Raw genomic sequence first — 17,305 nt, 5'->3', positions numbered from 1 at the left:
GGTTGCACTCGACCGGTGGCGGTCAGCCCGTCGTGGGGATCTGGCCGACGATGGACCAGCCGGACCAGGCCCCGTCGGCGACCTTGGTGGCGTGGGCCATGACGCCGTCGGTGCCCTGGCCGAAGACCTCGGCAACCCTGGTGTCCGGGTTGTAGACCGCGGAGGGAGAGTTGCCGAACCTCCAGGCGCCGGTCATGGTCCAGGGCCCCCAGCCGGTGGCACGGCTCCACGTCGCGCGGTACATGGACCCGTCGGTACCGACCGCGAACACCTCCAGGGTGTTGCCGGCCGGATTGTGGAGGACACTCGGCACGCCCGTGAACCGGCCCCCGGGGTTGAGGGTGAAGGGGCCTTCCCAGCCCACGCCGTCGGTGTTGTAGAGGTGGGCCATCACGCCGTCGGTGCGCAGGGCGAAGACCTCGGCCGTCCTGGTGTCCGGGTTGTAGACCGTGACGGGGGAACCGCCGTACTTCCAGTCACCGGCCATGATCCAGGACGTCCAGCCGGCGGCGCGGCTCCACGCGGCCCGGTACATGGACCCGTCGGTGCTGGTGGCGAACAGCTCGAGGGTGTTGGTGACGGGGTTGTGGACGACGGCCGGCGTGCCGACGAATGCGCCGGAGGGGTTGAGGGTGAACGGGCCGTGCCAGCCCACGCCGTCGGTGTTGTAGAGGTGGGCCATCACGCCGTCGGTGCGCAGGGCGAAGACCTCGGCCGTCCTGGTGTCCGGGTTGTAGACCGTGACGGGGGAGCCGCTGTACTTCCAGTCACCGCTCATCGTCCACGGTTGCCAGCCCGTGACACGGCTCCACGCGGCCCGGTACATGGACCCGTCGGTGCTGGTGGCGAACAGCTCGAGGGTGTTGGTGACGGGGTCGTGGACGACGGCCGGCGTGCCGACGAACCGTGCGCCGGGCCCGACCAGGTGCCAGCCGTTCCAGCCTTGACCGTTGGTGTTGTAGGCGTGGATGAGGGCGCCGTCCGCGCGCAGGGTGAAGAGCTCGGCCGTCTTCGTGTCGGGGTTGTAGACGGTGTTCCGCGTGCCGAATCGGCCGCTCACCACAGCGTTCCAGGCGGCGACGGTCTGCTGGATCCAGCTGCCGAGGTCGTCGGTGCGGGTCTCGTAGGCGCCGGTACGGGTAGTCGGGGCGGCCCCGAGGCAGCCGTTCTGCCAGGAGCGGCTGGTGAGGGCGGCGAGTTCGTAGCGGTCGCCGGCGCGGCGCAGGGCGGGGCCGCCGGTGTCGCCCTTGCAGAGGGCGGCGTCGGCTGGGCTCTTGGGGGTGATGCCGAGGCCGGTCGGGTCGACGGCGCCGACGGTGAACAGGGCGGTGTGGAGCTTGTCGGGTACCCACTCGGTCCTGGTGCGGCCGTAGCCCGTTGCCCGGAGTTCCTCGCCTGGGGTGGGGGCGGTTGCGGTCACCGCCACCGGGGTGATGTCGGTGACGGGGGTGGCGAGTCGGGCGAGGACGAGGTCGCGGTCGGTGCGGGGGACGAGTTCGGCGATGTCCCGGACCTGGCCGGTGGTGGTGGTGAGGTCGGTGCGTCCGACGGTGGCGGTGGCTTTACGGGCGGGCGGGCCGGCGGGGACGGTCGGTTGGGCGGGGGTGTCGGCGAAGCAGGAGGCTGCGGTGACGATCCAGTACGGGTCGACCAGGGCGCCGGTGCAAGCGCGTTCGCCCTCACCGATCACCAGGCGCGTGGTGAAGGCGTAGGTATTGTCCGCAGCGGCGTCACCGACCACGGCGCCCGCCGGGACGAGTGCGCTCAGGGTGACGACGGTCAGGGCCGCGGCCAGTACTCCGGCCCGCCGCGAACGGGGAGGGGCCTTGCGGGGCATGGGAGTGCCTTTCGGAAGAGTGAGTGAGGCGGCCCGGTCGGTGTGGAACGGTCTTCCTCCGCTGTCGTGCGGCGGCCGGTGACCGTCGGATGGACGCACGGACCGGGCGTCAGGCCGTGGCGGTGATCTCCAGCAGGGTGAACACGCGCTCCTGTGGGTCCGCGGTCTCGCCGACCTGCGTCCACTTGTTCTTCTCGACGTCGAAGGACTTGGCCTCGGTGCCTGTCCGCATGTCGAGGCGTACGGCGTAGTCGTTGCCCTTGGCGGCGTAGACGGAGGGGAGTTCGAGACTCAGCCGGCCGGTGGAGCCGCTGACCTGGAAGCAGAACCGGCCGCGGCCGACCGGGTCCGTGGCCGTCATACCCCGGGCATTGACCTCGAGCAGGCCGGGACGGCTGTCGCAGGTGACGAGCAGGATCCGTCCGTCGCCGCTCTTCAGTCTGATGCCGCGCTCCTGGAAGATCCTGTCCGCCTGCGGGTATGTGAAGTCCTCGACGGCCGGCGGCGGGGTGTCGTCTGCGGAGGGGGCGCCTGCCCCTGTTGCGGCGGGTACGGGGGCGGCGCCGACCGCGGTCAGTCCCCCCAGGGCGACGACACCGACGGCCAGGCAGCGGTACAGGGTCTTCATGCTGGCATGCCTCCTCGTGCAGGAATTGCGTGGGCAAGGTAATGGTGCAATCGAAGTAAACGATGCGTGGGCGCCGGCCGGAGCCAGGTGCTTCGCCATCGGACCGAAGGCCCATTGGTATCACGACCACCGAGTTCCACAAAGAGTCGGGTTCGAGCCAATGCCACGACCGGAACGACCTGCGAAAATCTCTTCCGGAATCCGGCCATCCGGCTGTCAACTCCGTACCCTTCCATGGCAACCAGCGATTTCCTCCAGCTGTTGGCCCCGACGCGATCGATCCGTGGAATGGCTCGTAAGTTCAACATCAAGTCCGTGGGTTCACGACCTGTGCGACAGTTCGAAAATCTGTTGCAGATGAACCAGAAAAGCCTTCTATTTCCCATCGAGAGGCACTCAAGAAATGGGGGAGAAATGGTCGACAGGCGACCCGTGACCGTGCCGATTCGTCGGCGCCGCGCCCGGTTCACTGCGGCGACGGCGCTGTCGCTGGTTATTGCGGTCTTCGGCACGACGGTGGCGGCGGCGGTCCCCGCCGAACCGGGGCCGGCGCCGCTGCCCGCGGGCGCGCGGGCCCAGGTGGTCGAGGCGTGGACCACTGGAGGGTCGGCGGTCAAGGACGCCGCGGCCGCCGCCCTGCTCGGCGGTGACGGCGAGATCGGCGACTTCCTGGCCACCGGCCTGCAGTGGGCGACCACCGAGGACGAACGCCTCGCGGTCCTGAAGATGCTCGCCTTCTCCGGTACCGGTGTGCGGACCGCCGCCCAGACGGCATTGAGCGGTTCGGACGAGGAACTTCACCAGTTCGTGCTGACCGGCTTCCAGGCACCGCTGCAGGAGGACCGGCGCGCTGCCGCCCTGGTCGCGATCGGCACAGGCGGCCGCGCGGTCCAGGAGGCGGCGCGGAAAGCGCTCGACGACGGTTCCGTCAAGGCGTTGACGGACTTCATGGGTGAGGGTCTCGCCCGGGCGAGGGAGGAGGACGACCGGGTCCGGGTCATCAAGGTCCTGGGGACCGGCGGCCCCGAGGTGCAGGAGCTCGCGCAGCGGGCCCTGAACGGAACGGCCGAGGACATCACAGATTTCCTGGAGAACGGGCTGGAGCTGGCCCGGGCACGTGACCAGGAGACTCTGACGATCGGCCAGCTCGTCGAGGCCGCCACAGAGGCAGGCAAGCGCGCCAAGGCCGAGACCGAAGCGGCCAAGGCGGCGGGCGAGCGAGCCCAGGAGGCCTCCCGGCTGGCCAAGGAGGCCGCGCAGAAGGCCGCCGCCGAAGCCGAGGCGGCCAAGAACGACCTTGTGAGAGCGGGACAGGCGGCGAACCGCGCGGCCGAGGCGGCGGAGGGCGCGGCCAACGCCGCGCGGACCGCGATCCAGGCCTCCAACATGGCGGTGGCCGCGGCCCGGACGGCGGCGAACGCGGCCCGAGGCGCGGCCAGTGCCGCAGCGGCCGCAGGGCAGGCCGCCACACGCGCCTACCAGGCAGCCTCGGCGGCTCGCCAGGACGCGGGCCAGGCTCAGGCGGCCCGCAACGCGGCGCAGGCCGCCCGGGAGGCGGCGGCCGGCGCCCGCAGTGCCGCGGACGCCGCCGCGAGCGCGGCCGTCGCGGGCGGGCAGGCCGGGCTCTCCGCTGCGAGCGCGGCCGGCGCGGCGCGCCACGCGGCGGATGCCGCGGACGCGTCGCGCGCGGCCGGCGTGTCCGCCGGCCAGGCCACCGCGCAGTCCCGGCGGGCGACGGAGGCGGCCGCTGTCGCGCGCAGCGCTTCCGCCGCCGCGGACGCGGCATCCAAGCGGGCCAGCTCGCTGGCCTCCCGGGCGGCTTCGGCCGCGAGGGACGCCCAGTCGGCCGCCGCCGGGGCCGCCACCCACGCGGAGAACGCCGCGAAGGCAGCGGACGACGCCGCCAACCAGGCGGGCAACGCCCAGGACTGGGCGAACAAGGCCACCGAGCACGCCAACGCGGCCGTGGCAGCCGCCCAGTCGTCCACGAACGCGGTGACGGTGGCGCAGGGCGTCGAGGCGCTCGCCCGCGAGAGCGAGCAGGAGCAGCTCGACGCCGACAGCAAGGTGGGGGTCGAGGAGGCCACAACGCTTCGCAAGGCCGAGCAGGAGCTGGAGCGGTCGCGGGAGACCGCCGCAACCCAGGCGGAAGCCGTCGACGAGGCCACCCGGCAGTTGGTCGTCAAGGCCGCCGACCCGGCGGTCGACACCGCGACCGCCGTCGCCGCCGGCCGCAGGGCCGCCGTCAACCTGCTGGCCAGCGGTGGTGCGTGGACCAGCCGGGCGGCCCAGACCGCGCTCTCCGGCACCGACCGGGAAGTGATCGACTGGGCGGTGTCGCACTACCCGCAGGCCCTGCGGCAGGACGATCGGGAGAAGGCCCTGGTGCTCGCCTCCGTCGGCGGCCCCGGCCTGGCGGAGGCGGCCCAGCGGGCGCTGGCGGCCGACAGCCCGGCACAAGTCCAGGCCTTCCTCACCCAGGGCGTCCACGACGTCCAGGCCGAGGACAACCGGGTCCGGATTCTCAAGCTGATGAACAACGCGGGCAAGGCGGTCAGCGCCGCCGGGAACGCCGCCCTGAACGACGGTTCCTCGAAGACCCTGACCGACTTCCTGGTCACCGGCTACTGGCCGGCCAAGGCCGAGGACGACCGGGTGTCCGCGACCGCCGTCATGGGTCGTGGCGGTCCCGCCGTGGCGGCCCTCGGGCAGGTCGTGCTGTCGGGTCCGGACACGATGCAGAGCGACTTCGTCGCCTGGGGCCAGTACCGGGCGGCCCAGCAGGACCAGGACACCGCCGCCCACGTGGCGGCGGTTCGGGCGATGATCGCGAACGCCGCCGGGGTCGCTGCGCAGGCGAACCAGGATGCGGCCGAGGCGTCCGCGGTCGCGGCCCGGGCCCGTTCGGCCTCCGAGGAGGCAGGCCAGTGGGCCGATCGGGCCCGGGCATCGGCCTCCCAGGCCAAGGGCTACGCGGACGAGGCACGCAACAGGGCCGCGGAGGCCACGGCCTCCGCCACCGCTGCGGCGTCCTCCGCCCAGCAGGCGACGACCGCCGCGGTCACGGCGAGGCTGGCCAGCCGGCAGGCCAACTACTCCGCGAGCCAGGCCGCGTCGGCGGCCCACGCCGCGGTCGCCTCAGCGGCCGGCGCCGCCGCGTCGGCGGCCGGCGCCAAGGAGGCGGCGCTGGCCGCCGGCAAGAGCCAGGAGGAGGCCCAGCAAGCCGCGAACGACGCCGGGGCCATCGCGACCCGCAAGTACGCGCAGGAGCAGGCGGCGGAAGCGGCCAGGGCAGCGGAACAGGCCCGCCAGGACGCCGCGAACCACGTCAACCGCTTCGACAACGCGGCCTACGAGACCGTCCAGCTGTTCTCGACGCCGGGCCCCGATACCTTCATCGACCCCAAGGCCCTGGCCCGCAGGTATGCCACGCTGACCGGTGACGTGAGCACCTGGCTGGGCGGCGCGTCGGCGCTGAGCCTGTTCGCCGGCCCGCCAGGCCTGCCCTTCTCCGAGATGTTCGGCGTGACGTCACTGGTCACCGGCGGCGTGAGCGCCCTGCTGTCCGGATACGGGCACGGCTGGACCAGCTCGCAGTTCAAGTCCTCCGTCACGATGTTCGGCTTCAACCTCCTCCTCGCCGGGCAGGGGTACACGGTCAAGAACTTCGCCCAGCTCGGACCGGAGATCGCGGACAGGGGGGCCCAGGCCCTCATCGGCGGAGGATCGGCCGCCGTGAACTTCATCACCTCGAAGCCCTGGAAGCGAATCCCTCACCCCCACTGGTGACGAGCGCCCGTGCGGCGGCGGCCCCGGCCCAGCCGCCTGTCCGGCGCCACCCGCCCGGCCGTCATCCGGCAGGGCGGGTTCCGTGGCACAACGTCGAGGGCCCCTCACGAAACCGTGAGGGGCCCTCGACGTATCCGCACAGCAGAACAGCCGGTCAAGTCGGCATGGTGTCGGATCGACCGGCCGCATTGGGTCGGTTGACCCGCGGGCACGGCAGGTGCCGGACGGCGTCGTCGTGGTGATCGTCACCACTCACACGCGCGGCTGCCCGGTGTGGGCACGGTGCTGATCCGGATACCTGCGCGTCGGCTGTGGCCCGTGGCGCCGCGCCGGTCAGCGCTGCGTCCGAGCTGGTCTGCCTGGCCGCGGCCCAGGTGCTGCTGGGCTTTCACTCCGAGGCGCGCTGGACCGGGTGAGGTCGTCGGCCTCGCGCCACTCCTCCTGGTCGGCAGCCCCGCCGAGCTCGCGGTGGCGGGCGCTGACTGAATCCGGCACCAACGCAACGCGATGACCGTTGCTCTCAGCGACGTCTACTCCAGCCTGCGGCGGACAGGGAAAGGCATTTTCTTCCGCGCCGCCGTCGGCGCACTGTCCAAGGGAGATTCCTGACCTGGCAGTCCGGCAGGCCATCGACCTCTACGACTGCCGCGTCGCTGAGGGAGAGGACGCATTGATGCATGTTGGCACCTGCATCTTGTCGCCAGACCTGCGCGCCGGGGCCCGGCACCGCTGGTCGTCTTGGACGAGTTGGGTGAGTGGCGTGATCTTCCGGCCTTCCGCGGCTCTCTCAAGGGCAACGCGTGGCTGACTGTGAGGGGCCGGTTCGTGCCGCAGATCCTGTCAATCGCCGTTCTGGGTGAGGTCCTCGCCGTCGCCAAGCCGGGCAGCACCCAGTGGTGGCAGCCCGTCTTCCCCTCGGTGGTGGTGCTGCGGCAGGCGGCTGTACTGGTATCTGCGGGAGTACGCCAGCGTCGGTGGGCTGAGCACCATCCGCTACGGCTACCTCACCCTGCCCCGCCAGATCCTGCAGGAGGTCATCGACAGGGGTCTCCCGGCCCTGAGGCCTGACCTCGAGCGATGGTTCCCGCCTCCGCGCCGGCCGACGCCTCCCAAGTCCTGGCCGCCACCGCCTCGGCGAAGGAACCGGCGGGTGGGCGGGCGGGTGCGGCGAGGCCGGCCACCCGGCGGCGGTAGCCGGACCAGAGCTCCCGCAGCAGGATCCGTCGGGCGGCGTCGTCGGCGGCGTGCAGGCTGAGGGTGGCGAGGAAGGCGTGGTGCCCGGGCTCGTGGCGGAGCAGCCGGAACCGGAACGGCGGGGCGGTGGCGAGGTCCCACGGGCGGATGGCGTCGAGGGCCGCTCGCCGGTCGGCGAAGGCGGTGAACCGTTCCGGGGAGGTCGGCGCGACGCGCTGGTACCGCAGGGCCTCGGCGCAGGCCGGCGGCTCGCGGAACTCCTGCACCGCGGGCCCGGTGGCCGGGCGGGTCACCCGCAGCCGCAGCGCGTCGTGCCGGTCGACCAGTTCCTCGATCGCCTCGCGGAAGGCGCCGAGATCGAGTTCTCCGCGCAGTCGGCAGGAGAAGGCTGTGGTGAACCGCACCTCGGGCCAGCGCTGGGCGACCTGGTCCAGGGCCTGTTGGGCGAGGGTGAGCGGCAGTGCGGGGCGGCTCGCCGGTCCGGGTGGTCCACGTGGGGTGCTCTTCCTCGTTCGGTCCTCGTCGGGTCCTCGTCGGGATCCTGTGTTCGAGTGCTCGTCCGGCTGCTCGCCGGACGGTGGAGCGGCCGGGCGGCGGCCGGCACCCCGGGTGGGATGCCGGCTCCGGCTTCCGCCGACTGCCTACGGGCAGCCCGGCGTGCCGCCACCGACCAGGTCGTCGAGAGCGTCGTCGTCGAGCAGTTCAAGGTCGATGAACTCCGCGTCGAGGTTCTCCATGCCATTCACCTCCTTCGGGTGTCGTTCAGCCAGGTATCGCCGTCCGCCGCCCGGCGGGTTGAAGCGGCGTCAGGGCCCGCCGGCGTCGGGCACCGGCCGGCGGGCGGACGACTGGAGGTGGCCCGGGTCCGGTGGGACGGGCCCGGACGAGGGTGGGACCCGCTCCGTTCGCGCAGGAGCCGCGCCGCGCGAGGGCTGTGGTCCTGGAGAGTTGGTGGTGCGGCCGCGGTCCGGTGGCTTCTTGACGGTGGATGATCCCCAGCCGTGGATCACTATGTCAAGGTGTGACCGGTGACATTGCATTAGGGTGGAGGTGTGCGCCGGCTCGGGCCGGACCGTCGCACCGCCCGTTCCGAACCGCCGTGAGGATGGCCATGGATGACAAGATCACCCACCTCAACGACCTCGTCGAGGCCCGCCGCCACGGCACTGGACGCTATGTCGGACTGACCCCGGAGGGTCCGCGCGTGCTCGCGTTCGCGGACCTCGCCGAGCTGTGCGGCGCCCTGGCGGTCCGGCTCGCGCGAGCCGCTGCGCCCGGCCGGGAGGCCGAGGGGCGCAAGAACGTGCTCATCGCCCTCGGCGACCCGCTCGCCTTCGTCCAGTGCTTCTTCGCCGCCTCGCTCGCCGGCCTGGTCCCCGTCCCCGGTCCCACCCGCTCCCTGCGGCACCCAGGCCACCGGCGGCGCCTGCTCGCCATCCTGGCGGCCTCGCGGCCCTGCCTGGTGGTGGTTGACGACGCGATCGTGCCGGAGCTGACGGCACTGCTCCCGGACGGGCGCACCCCGGTGACCTGCCTCGGGGGGCCCGTGGAGCCGCGCGGCGGCGCGGCGGCGGGTGCTCGCCCCGGTGCCGCCTCCGACATCGGGAGCGGCCGGGCCGACGTCTGCTACGAGCAGTACACCTCGGGCTCGACGGCGCAGCCACGGCCGATCGCGATCCGGCAGCGCCACGTCCTGGCGCAACTGCGCCAGGCGGCCGAGGTCTTCGGCGAGTCACGGGACTCGGTCTCGGTGAACTGGACGCCGCTGTTTCACGACATGGGCCTGGTGACCAGCGTGCTCCGCCCGCTCTGGTCCGACTACACCTCGGTCCTGATCGAGCCGCGGGCGTTCGCGATGCGGCCCGAGTGCTGGCCCGCCGCGCTCTCCGAATGGCGCGCCACCCACACTTCCGCCCCCGATTTTGGGTACGCGCTCTGCGCGGCCAGGACACCGCGGCCGCAGGCGTACGACCTGCGTCCGCTCGTCGTCGCACGCAGCGCCGGGGAGCCGGTGCGCGCCCGGACGCTGGCGGCGTTCTCGGCGGCGTTCGCGCCGGCGGGCTTCGACCCCGCCGCCTTCAAGCCCTCGTACGGGCTGGCGGAGGCGACGCTGACCGTGACCAGCTGCCCGCTCGACGCTCCGCCGCAGGTTGTGGAGTTCTCCCGGAGGGCCCTGGAGCGCGGGCGCGCCGAGCCGGCGGCGAATCCCTCCGACGCCCGGGTGCTCGTCTCCTGCGGCCTGCCGATGCCGGGCACCACCGTCACCATCCGGCGGGAGTCCGGGAGCGGGCGGCTGCGGGCGGGCGAGGCGGGCGAGGTGTGGATCGCGGGCCCGCAGGTCGCCGCCGAGGGTGAGGGCGGGCGGACCGGTTTCGGGACGGGGGACCTCGGATTCCTGTGGGAGGGAGAGCTCTTCCTGCTCGGCCGCGGGCGAGACCGGTTCCAGGTGCGGGGCCAGAACTTCTACAGCCATGAGATTGAGGACGTGGTGGTGGCGGCCGACCTCCAGCTGCGCCCCGGGCGGGCGGTGGTGTTCCCGGCCGAGACGTCGGGGGGGCGCGGGCCGGCTCTTGTCGTCGTGGCCGAACTCCGGCGGAGCACCGAGCCGTTGACAAACGCGCAGGAGCGGTCGGTGGTTTCGGCGATTGTGACGGCGCTCAGCCGGGAGTTCGAGCTCTCGGCTGCTCCCACCCTGGTCCCGGCCGGCACCCTGCCGCTGACGACCAGTGGAAAGGTGCGCCGCGGCGACTGCCGACAGCGCTATGCGGCAGGGGAGTTCACCAGCGGCGAGGCGGTTGCGGCCGGCGCGGAAGGTCATTGACAGCCTTTCGGGTGTCATGCATCATAAACCCGCCCGTTACCGCTCACGTGATCGATAACGGCCGGGATCGATCCGGTCACCGAGGGCGCAGCGCCGGGAGTCATGGGGGGAGGGGACGCGTGTCGACGAACGTGAGCCGGGACCTCCCGGCGCGCCGGGTGCGATCCGGCCCGACGACCCTCGGCCAGACGGCCCAACTCCTCGACTACGAGGGGATCCTCGTCCGCACACCGGAACTCGCCTGGACCCGCAACCTGCTGCTCCGGTGGACCGCGCCCCGACCCCACCCGCTGGACGCCGTCCGGCGGGCGGTGCGTCTGGTGGCCGAGCGGCACGAGGTGCTCCGGTCGACCTTCCACGGCGCGTCTGGGGCGTCCCCCGTCCAGGTCGTCCACCCCTACGACGAGTCGGTGGCGCTCTCGGTGGAGCTTGACCCGGCGCCCGGCGACGGCACCGGCAGTGGCACCGGCGACGACGCCGAAGGTGGCGCGGCTCAACGGCCGGAGACCCGGATCTTCGCGATCGACCAGGCCCCGCCCCTGCGCTTCCACCTCCGGGGGCGGGACGGCGAGGTCACCGAAATCGTCCTGGTGGCTCACCACATCGCGCTCGACGTGACCGCCGCCCGGATCGTGCTGCGGGAACTGGCGGCCGTCCTGGACTCCGGTCCGGACGCCTTCGACTCCCTCCCCGCCCCGGTCCAGCCGATCGAGGTCGCCCGCGAGCAGGCCGCACGGGACGGGACGGCCCCGCTCGCCCGCTGGGACCGGTTCGTCCGGGCCGTGCCACCGACTCCCATGCCGCTGATCGGACCCGCCGGCCCGGGCCGGCCCCATCTCGCCCAGTACGTGTCGCCCGGCCTGGGTGGTGCCCTCGCCGCAGTCGCACGCCACCACCAGCTGCTGCCCGCGCAGATCCTGCTGGCCGCGTTCGCCGGTGCCGTCGCCGACCGCACCGGCGTCCCGGACGTCGCCGTCGGCGTCATCTCCGCCAACCGGTTCAGCTACCCGGCCGCCGTCCACTGCTGCGCGCTGCGGGTGCCGGTGGTCGTGCGGTGTGAGGGAGCCAAGGACCTGCCCGAACTCCTCGGCCGTATCCGCGCGCTGACGCCCGAACTCGCCGCCAACGCCGATCACGACGTCAGGCTGGTGCGCCGGATACAGGAGGAGGAACACCTGCGCTCCGGGCACAACACCCTGATCCGGATCGAGTTCAACTTCCTCTCCCGCCGCCCTCCGCGGACGGGTTCGCGGCCGGCGGCGGGGCCGGGCGGCTTCTCGTACGGGCCCGCCGAGGGCTCGGACCCGTGCCTGCTGTATTTCGAGGCCCGGTACCGCGGCCCCTCCGCACCGGTCGTCCTCGCCCTGGAGGCAGGGGACTCCTTCCTCCCGCCCGCCGCGGCCGAGGAACTGCTGCGGAGCGTCGAGCACCGGCTCGGCCGCCTGGCGGAGGGGAAGCCCGTGCCGCTCCCGGCCGGGACGGGCCCGGCGGGCCCCGGCGGCGGGCGTCCGGTGCACTACCGGCGAGGGCTGGTCGACCTCGATCGCACCCGCGACGCGGTCCGCGCAGCGACGGGCCTCCCGGTGACGGTCGTGTTGGAGGACATGGCGGACGGGTCGGCGCAGGAGCTCACGGCCTACGTCGGCAGGCCGCTGGACGCCGGGTGGCTGGCGGCGGTCCGCGGCCGGCTTGCCGAAGCGGCCCGGTGCGATCCGGCCCTGGTGGTGCCGAGCCGGTACCGGTCCGGCCGTCCGGCGGCAGGCCCCCAGCCCGGTCCGTGAGCCCGACCCCGGACCCGGCCGGACCCGGACCCGAGGACAGAACCGTCGCAACGTCAGGGAGGTGGGCCGTGGACGACACTGGCCGGGCACTCGTGCTCGCCGTCGCCAGTCAGGTGGTGGGCAGACCCGTGTCCGCGGAGGAGAGCTTCTTCGACGTCGGAGGGGACTCCCTGCTCGCGGTCGACCTGGCCCTCCAACTGGAGGCGGTTAGTGGGGCGCAGATCGACTTCGATTTCCTGCTGGATGGGAGGACCTTCGGTGAACTCGCCGACTCGCTCACGCAGTTCGGTACCGGTTCCGCTGCTGGACCGGCTTGAGGCCCTCGCCGGCGAGGAGCCGGACCGGACCGCGCTGACCGAGGACACGGCCGAGGGAACCGGTGTCCGGCTCACTGCGGCGAACCTGGTCACGGAGGTCCGCCGGGCGGCGGACGCGCTGGCGAGGGCCGCCGCCCCCGGCAGCGTCCTGTGCGTGCCGGCCGGCAACACCGCCGCGACCGCCGTCACCCTGCTGGCCGCCCTGGCCGCAGGGCTCCCGGTCTTCCCACACTCCGCCCGCTTCGCCCCCGAGTTGCTGGACGAGGTGCTGCGCGGCGAGGGCTTGACGGGGCCGGCGACCGGCCCGTGGGACGGCGGTCCGCTCGGCCCCCGCGGCACCCTGGTGCGCTCCGACCGGACCGACCTGCCCGCGTACTTCCTGGCGACCAGCGGATCCACCGGGACCCCGCGCATGATCCCGTTCCGGGCCCACCGGAGCTACGACGCCCGGGCGGTACCGGAACTGACCTTCCGCAGCTGTGGATGGCGCTCCCGGCAAAGGCAGTTGATCGTCCTGCCGGTCTACCACATCGGCAACTTCGCGGCCCTGGTGCAGGGCCTCCTCGACGGCAACGAGGTCGTCCTCGCCGGAGCCGGCGCCGAGCGCGTCGCCCGTGCCTTCGAACGCCACCGTCCGGAGTGGACGATCCTCACCCCGGGGCTGATGGAGCGGATCCTGCCGTTCGCCCGCAGTCGGCCGGAGGCGGTGCGAGGGCTGCGGGCGCTCGTCCACACGGCGATGCCGTGCCCGCCGGCGGTCAAGTGGGCGTGGATGGACCTCTTGGGCGCCGAGCGGGTCTTCGAGATGTACGGGGGCACGGAGGGGGTCGGCGTCACCCTCCTCCGGGGCGACCAGTGGGCCGCGCACCCCGGTTCGGTCGGCCGCGGTCTGCTGACCGAGATCCGTGTCCTCGACGACGAGCGGCGCCCGCAGCCCGCCGGCGAGGTCGGACAGGTCTTCCTGCGCCGTCGGGGCTCCGGACGCACGCCGTCCGCCGCCGCGCCCTGGCTCGAAACCCTCCCGGACGGCTTCACCAGCCTCGGTGACCTCGGGTGGGTCGACCAGGACGGCTACCTGTACCTGTTCGACCGCAGTGCCAACCGGCTGGTCCGGGAGAACGGCACGGCCTGGCTGGGGCGGATCGGCCTTACCCTGCGGGCGCACCGTGAGGTGGCGGACGCCGAATGCGTGCCGGTACCCGGACCGACGGGGACCCGGATCCGCGCGGTCGTGGCCGCCCGGCTGGGCGCCCGGCGACCGGTGGAGACGCTCCGCGAGCACTGCGCGGCGCACCTCGCCCCCCACGAGCAGCCGGACGAGTACGTTCTGGTGCCGCAACTGCCGCGCACCGAGGCAGGTAAGCCCGACCGGCGCGCCCTGCTCGCGCTCGCGCCCACCGCCGAGGCGCCCGCCGAACCTGTGCCCGCCGCACCCGCACCCGCGCCCACGGCCGACACACCCGCCGCCGACGGGCGCCCGTCGTGACCGCGGCGGCCCCGCCCCGCAGCGGCTGGACCCGCAGGCTGGCCGAGGTCTGCCCGACGTACCGCCGGGACCTCGCCGTCGCGGTCGGCGGCTCGCTGGCCGCCGAGGCCGCGTCCCTGCTGCTGCCGCTGATCCAGCGGCACATCGTCGACGACTCGATCATCACGGACGCCTCCCCGCTCGCTCCCTGGATCGCCGCCATGCTGGCCGTGATCGCCGTCCAGTACCTCGGGCTGCGCCACCGCCGCCACCGGGGCGCCGCCCTCGCGCTCGACGTGCAGTTCGGCCTGCGCACCCGGATCTTCGACGCGATGGCGCGTTCGGACGGCCCGCAGCAGGACGCCCTGGCCACGGGGCAACTGCTCTCCCGGGCTGGCGGCGACCTCTCGGCCGTGCAGAGGTTCGTCTCCAGCCTCCCGATGCTGATCGGGAACGCCGTCTTCCTCGGCTGCTCCCTGGTCGTCATGGCCTTCCTGTCGCCGCTGCTGACGATCGCGACCCTGGGCGCGGGGCCGGTCCTGGCCGCGGTGGCGGTCGCGGCCCGCACCCGCCTCTACGCCGCGAGCCGGGAGGCGCAGCGGCAGACCGGCGAGCTGACCGGGGTGGCCGCCGCCGCCGTCGACGGCGTGCAAGTCGTCAAGGGCTTCGGACAGGAGCGGCTGGAGGTCGACAAACTCGCCCGGGCGGCCGGGCGGCTCTACGCCGCCCGCCTCAGGACGGTGCGCCTGACCAGCGTCTTCGACCCCGTCCTGCGGGCGATACCCGCGCTCGGCCAGGTCGGGGTCCTCGGCCTGGGCGGCTGGTTGGCACTGCGCGGCGAGCTCTCGCTCGGCACCTTCCTGGCCTTCTCCACCTATCTCGCCCGGATGCTGGGGCCCGTGCAACTGCTGACCGGGGTGATGACCACCACCCAGCAGGCACGGTCCGCGCTGACGCGGATCCTCGAACTTCTCGACGCCCGGCCGACGGTGGTCGAACCACCGGACGCACTCGCGCTGCCCGCAGGGGGAGGCGGCACCGCCCCCGGGATCGTCTTCGACGACGTCACCTTCGGCTACGACGCCGCCCACCCGGTGCTTCGGGGCTTCACCCTGACCGTCGACCCCGGGGAGACCGTGGCGCTCGTCGGCCGGTCGGGCTCGGGCAAGTCGACCGTCCCGTTGCTGCTCGGACGCTTTCACGACGTCTTCGAGGGCACGGTCCGCGTCGGCGGGTACGACGTTCGCGCGGTGACGCTGGACTCGCTGCGCGCGGCGATCGGGCTTGTCCCGGAGGACGCCTTCCTGTTCTCCGGTACGGTGCGCGCCACCATCGCGTACGGCTGTCCCGGGGCCACCGACGCGCAGGTGCGGGAGGCGGCCCGGATCGCGGGGGCGGAGGAGTTCGTCGCCGCTCTGCCCGACGGCTACGGCACCGTGATCGGCGAGCGGGGGCGGTCCCTCTCCGGCGGCCAGCGTCAGCGCCTCGCCCTGGCCCGGGCGGTGATCACCGCACCGGACATCCTGGTGTTGGACGACGCGACCTCCGCCCTCGACGCCCGGGTCGAGGCCGAGGTCCAGGTCGCGCTGCGCGGTGTCACGGCCGGCCGCACCACGCTGCTGATCGCCCACCGCCGGGCCACGCTGGCCCTGGCCGACCGGATCGCCGTGCTCGACGGCGGCCGGGTGGTCGACACCGGCACCCACGGGGAACTGCACGCCCGCTGTCCGCTCTACCGGCTGCTGCTCTCCGGTGAGGAACCGCAGGTCGGGACCGGCGCGGTCACCGACCCCGTCGCTCAGGCGGTCAACGACGCGACCCACGCCCGGTCCACACCCGCGGCCCGGCTCACGCCCGCGACCCCACCGCCCACCGAACCCGCGCCGCCCGTCGACCTGGCGACCGCCACCGCGCCCGACCCGCACTTCGGCCTGCGTACCCTGCTCCGCCCCTTTCGCAGCACCCTCCTGCTCGGGCTGCTGCTGGTCGCCGCCGAGACGGTGGCCGGACTGCTGCTGCCGATGCTGTTCCGCACCGGCGTCGACGACGGCGTCCTCGCGGACTCGACGACGGTGATCCTCGCCGCCTCGGCCGCGGCGCTCGCCGTCGTCCTCGCCGACGGCCTGCTCGACGTGGCGCAGCAGCGGGTCACCGGCCGCACCGGCGAACGGGTGCTGTACCTGCTGCGTCTCAAGGTGTTCGCCCAACTCCAGCGGCTGGGACTGGACTTCTACGAGCGGGAGCAGGCCGGGCGGATCATGACGCGGCTCACCACGGACGTCGACGCCGTCTCCCGGTTCCTGCGCGCTGGTGTGCAGCAGACCGCGGTCGGCGTGGTGACCTTCCTCGGGATTGCCGCGGCGCTGCTGCTGACCGACTGGCGGCTGGGTCTGCTGGCGCTGTCCGTCGTGCCGGTGCTGGTCCTTGCGACGCTCCGGTTCCGGGTGCGGTCGCGGGCCGCCCGGACCGAGGCGCGGGAGAGGCTCGGGGCCGTCGACGCCGACCTCCAGGAGAATCTCGCCGGACTGCGCATCACCCAGGCCTACCGCCGGGTGGGCCGCAATCGGGACCGCTTCGCCGCGCTCGCGGACGAGCACCGCACCGCCCAGCTGCAGAGCCAGCGCCAGACCGCCGCGTTCTTCCCGCTGGTGTACGCACTGACCGACCTGGCCTGCCTCCTCGTCCTGGTCGGCGCCGTCCCCCGGGTGCACTCGGGCGCACTTTCGGCGGGCGCGCTGATCGCCTATCTGCTCTACCTGGAGCTGGCGTTCGGCCCGGTGCAGCAGCTCTCGCAGGCGTTCGACGACTACCAGCAGGCCGCCGTCGGGCTCCGGCGGATCGGCGAACTGCTGCGCACCCCGCCCTCCACGCCCGAGCCGCGGTGCCCGGCCACGCCCGGAGGCGCCGGCGACCTCGCCCTGGAGAACGTCACCTTCGCCTACGCGGGCGGCGGAGGACCCGCCCTGCGCGATCTGACGGTCCGCATACCGGCCGGTCAAACGGTGGCTCTGGTGGGGCGTACCGGTGCTGGCAAGTCCACCTTCGTCAAACTGGTCGCCCGCTTCCACGACCCGGGCACCGGGCGGGTCACCGCCGGCGGCACGGACCTGCGCGACCGCTCCCTCGCCGACTGGCGCCGCCGCTTGGGGGTCGTCCCGCAGGAGGTCTACCTGTTCGGCGGGACCGTCGCCGAGGTGATCGCCTACGCCCGCCCCGGTGCGGGCCCGGACCGGATCGAGGCCGCCGCGCGGGCGGTCGGCGCCCACGCCATGATCACCGCCCTGCCCGGCGGCTACCAGCACCCGGTCGCCGAACGCGGCCGGAACCTCTCGGCCGGTCAGCGCCAGCTCCTCGCCCTCGCCCGCGCCGAGCTCGCCGATCCGGAGGTCCTCCTCCTCGACGAGGCCACCGCCGCGATGGACGTCGCCACCGAGGCCGCGGTCGTCCGCGCCACCGAGGCCGCCGCCCGGCGC

General features: G+C 73.5%; 8 protein-coding genes and 1 pseudogene. 6 read left to right on the top strand and 3 right to left on the bottom strand.

All coding sequences use genetic code 11. The annotated features are described in order from the left end of the window. Positions 1–22: 22 nt before the first annotated feature. A complete protein-coding gene (locus SM793_RS25880; RefSeq protein ID WP_320440680.1) occupies positions 23–1,837 on the bottom strand; it encodes a trypsin-like serine protease in 1,815 nt (604 codons plus the stop codon). Between the two features lie 109 nt (positions 1,838–1,946). Then, entirely contained in the window at positions 1,947–2,465 is a 519-nt protein-coding gene (locus SM793_RS25875) for a hypothetical protein (RefSeq protein WP_320440679.1), read from the bottom strand. 432 nt (positions 2,466–2,897) lie between these two features. On the opposite strand from SM793_RS25875, the gene SM793_RS25870 reads away from it, so the two are divergent. Continuing rightward, complete coding sequence (locus tag SM793_RS25870) at positions 2,898–6,254, top strand: ALF repeat-containing protein (protein ID WP_320440678.1); 3,357 nt, start codon at positions 2,898–2,900, stop codon at positions 6,252–6,254. 1,034 nt (positions 6,255–7,288) lie between these two features. Here the strand turns inward: SM793_RS25870 and SM793_RS25865 are convergent. Further along, entirely contained in the window at positions 7,289–7,909 is a 621-nt protein-coding gene (locus tag SM793_RS25865) for a condensation domain-containing protein (protein WP_320440692.1), read from the bottom strand. Between the two features lie 650 nt (positions 7,910–8,559). Here SM793_RS25865 and SM793_RS25860 point away from each other — a divergent pair. From SM793_RS25860 to SM793_RS25840, 5 genes and pseudogenes are all read left to right on the top strand, one after another. After that, complete coding sequence (locus SM793_RS25860; protein ID WP_320440677.1) at positions 8,560–10,269, top strand: AMP-binding protein; 1,710 nt, start codon at positions 8,560–8,562, stop codon at positions 10,267–10,269. A 119-nt stretch (positions 10,270–10,388) separates the two neighbouring features. Continuing rightward, on the top strand, positions 10,389–12,050 hold the full coding sequence (locus tag SM793_RS25855) for a condensation domain-containing protein (RefSeq protein ID WP_320440676.1): 1,662 nt from the start codon (positions 10,389–10,391) through the stop codon (positions 12,048–12,050). Positions 12,051–12,118: 68 nt separating this feature from the next. Then, entirely contained in the window at positions 12,119–12,367 is a 249-nt protein-coding gene (locus tag SM793_RS25850; RefSeq protein ID WP_320440675.1) for an acyl carrier protein, read from the top strand. Continuing rightward, positions 12,309–13,853, top strand: coding sequence for an AMP-binding protein (locus tag SM793_RS25845; protein WP_320440674.1), 1,545 nt, complete (start codon positions 12,309–12,311; stop codon positions 13,851–13,853). The genes SM793_RS25850 and SM793_RS25845 overlap by 59 nt, the downstream gene beginning before the upstream one ends. After that, a pseudogene (locus SM793_RS25840) lies at positions 13,850–17,233 on the top strand (ABC transporter ATP-binding protein); the annotation flags it as partial. The gene SM793_RS25845 and the pseudogene SM793_RS25840, both read left to right, overlap by 4 nt. Between the last annotated feature and the right edge of the window lie 72 nt (positions 17,234–17,305).

Origin of the sequence: Kitasatospora purpeofusca (assembly GCF_034043715.1) — a bacterium.
Lineage (GTDB): Bacteria > Actinomycetota > Actinomycetes > Streptomycetales > Streptomycetaceae > Kitasatospora > Kitasatospora purpeofusca_A.
The sequence above is the reverse complement of the archived record's forward strand: the minus strand, read 5'-3'. Positions and strand labels throughout refer to the sequence as shown.